1 protein-coding gene is annotated in these 2804 nt (G+C 75.2%); it reads right to left on the bottom strand.

Annotation, left to right across the window (positions count from 1 at the left end):
• Nucleotides 1-139: 139 nt before the first annotated feature.
• Nucleotides 140-2608 carry an OmpL47-type beta-barrel domain-containing protein gene (locus GYH36_RS18980; RefSeq protein WP_162290686.1) on the bottom strand — a complete coding sequence of 823 codons (2469 nt, stop codon included), beginning with the start codon at nucleotides 2606-2608 and terminating at the stop codon, nucleotides 140-142.
• Between the last annotated feature and the right edge of the window lie 196 nt (nucleotides 2609-2804).

A 2804-nucleotide genomic window follows, 5' to 3' on the forward strand; every position in this document is an offset into this window, starting at 1 on the left:
CCCCCCCCGCCCGCCCCGCCCCCCCCCCCCCCAACCCCCCCCCCCCCCCGCCCCACACGGGGGGGGCGCGCCCCACCCTGCGCATCACCACCCCAACCCCGTTCTCGGCACCGTCACCGGGCCTCAGGCCCGGCGGCGGTCAGCGTCGGCCGATGTCGGACAGCTCGGCCGCGGCGATGATGAGCTCGCGCTCGGCGTCGTCGAGCACGCCGTCGAGGACGAGGTCCTCGGTCACGAGGCTCACGTGCTCCACGAACTCGCGGTGCGTGGAGTACTCGTCGGTCTCGGCGACGTGGTCGTTGACCGTGCAGCCGGTGCCGTCGTCGTAGTTCTGCACCGTGCTGTCGTGGCCGTCGATGATCACCGTCGGGCGCACGTCCGACCCGACGCAGCGGTCACGGACGAGCTGGAGGACGGTGAAGGTCACCTCGCCGGTCGTGACGTTGCCGACGCCGTCGACGGCGCGGTACTGCACCACGTGCTGGCCGTCGGCCGCGAACGCGACGGGTGCCGCGTACCGCTGCCAGGCGCCGCCGTCGGCCTGGAACTCGATCCGGTCGACGCCGGACTCCTCGTCCACGGCGGTGAGCGTGACGCGCGCGCTCGCGACGAAGTCGCCGTCGCGGGTGCGGCTGCCGCTGACGGCCGCGGTGACGACGGGGCCGTCGGTGTCGCCGGGCTCCTCGCCGCCCGCGATGACGAACGTGACGGTCCCGACGGCGGAGACGTTGCCCGCGACGTCGGTCGCGCGGTAGGTCAGGGTGTGCGCGCCGGGGGTGCGCACGGAGACCTGCTTGGCGTACGGGGTCCACTCGCCGCCGTCGAGCTGGTACTCGACGGACGCGACGCCGGAGTCGTCGTCGGTCGCGTGGAGGCGCACGAACACGGAGCCGAGGTACTCCCCGGCCTCGTTCTTCTCGCCGCCCATGACGCGGTGGGCGACCTCGGGCGCGACGGTGTCGCTCCCGTCGCCCTCGACGACGGCGAACGTGACGCTCGCGGCCTCGGAGACGTTGCCGGCCTCGTCGGTCGCGCGGTACGCGAGCGTGTGCTGGCCGGGCTCGTCGACGACGACGGCCCCGGTGTACTCGGCCCAGCCCGCGCCGTCGAGGTCGTACTCGACGGACGCGACGCCCGAGCCGTCGTCGGTCGCGGTGAGGACGACGGACGCGGAGCCCACGTACGCACCGTTGCCGTCCTGCGCGCCGCTCACCTCGTGCGCGACGGTCGGCGCGGTGGTGTCCTCGCCGGCGTCGGCGACGACGGTGAACGTCGTGACGGTCTCCTCGGACACGTTGCCCGCGGCGTCGGTGGCCCGGTAGACGAGCGTGTGCTCGCCGGGCTCGGTGACGACGACCGGCTCGGTGTACGCGGCCCAGCCCGCGCCGTCGAGGTCGTACTCCACGCTCTCCACGCCGGACGCGTCGTCCGTCGCGGTGAGGGTCGCGGTCGCGGACCCGACGAACGCGCCGTTGTCGTCCTGCTCACCCGTGACCTCGGCGGTGACGGTCGGCGCGGTCGTGTCCTCCTCGCCGCCCGCGACGACGGTGAACGTCACGGACCCGACCTCGGACACGTTGCCCGCGACGTCGGTCGCGCGGTAGGAGACCGTGTGCTCGCCGAGCTCGGTGAACGGCACGGTCGTGGTGTACGGGAGCCACGCGCCGCCGTCGACCCGGTACTCGACGGACGCGACGCCCGAGCCCTCGTCCGTGGCGTGGAGCATGAACGCGGCGGTGCCGACGTAGGCGCCGTCCTCGTCCTGCTCGCCCATGAGCATGGGCTCGACGACCGGGGCGGTGGTGTCCTCCTCGACGTCGCCCTCGACGACGGTGAACGTCGCGGTCTGCGCCTCGGACGTGTTGCCCGCGGCGTCGGTCGCGCGGAACTGCAGGGTGTGCGCGCCGACGGCGTCGACGACGAACGGCTCGGTGTACGCCTGCCAGCCCGCGCCGTCGAGGTCGTACTCGACCCCGGCCACGCCGGAGTCGTCGTCGGTCGCGGTGAGGGTGACGGTCGCGCCGCCCACGTACGCGCCGTCGCCGTCCTGCTCGCCGGTCACCTGCGCGGTGACCGACGGGGCCGTGGTGTCCTCGCCCCCGCCGCCGTCGGTGACCACGAGCTCGCCCCACATCTCGCCGTGGCCGGGGATGGCGCAGAAGTAGCGGTACGTCCCTGGCGTGAGGGTCACCTGGGCCTCGTGCCGGCCGCCGTTCGCGTCGAACGGGCTCGCGAGGATGTTGAGGTCCACGTCGTGGTTGTAGCCGATGGTGCCGGTGTCGAACGTGAGCGTGTGGCTCATGCCGAACGTGCTGCCGGTCGCCACGCTGTTCTCGAACACGATCGTGGCGGGGCCCGCCTCCGCCGTGGCGGGGAAGGTCTTGTAGTCGGTCACGCTGTTGTCCGCGGTCCACGTGAGGACCTGCTCGGCGGCGACGGTGGCGTCGGCGACGGACGTGACGGCGGACGGTGCGGCCGTCCCTGCGGGGGCCGCGGACGCCGGGGCGACGGTGAGGACCGTCGTCGCGGTGAGCCCGGCGACCGTGGCGGCGAGGAACCGCCGCGCGCCGCGGCGACGCGTGCCGCCGGGACTGGTACGTCGTTCCATGGGGGTGCACTCCTCCGGGAGTCGTGAGGTTCTGTCGGGCTGGTCGGGGCGGGGCAGGGGCCCGGCCCCGGGGGCCCCCGGGGGGGGGGCGGCCGGGGGCCCCGGGGGGGGGGGGGGGGGGGGGGGGGGCCCCCCCGCCCCCCCGGGGGGGGGGGCGGGGGGCCCCCCCCCCCCCGCGGGGGTGGAGGTGGGGGGG

It is taken from the genome of Cellulosimicrobium composti, assembly GCF_010287905.1.
Classification (GTDB): Bacteria; Actinomycetota; Actinomycetes; order Actinomycetales; family Cellulomonadaceae; genus Cellulosimicrobium; species Cellulosimicrobium composti.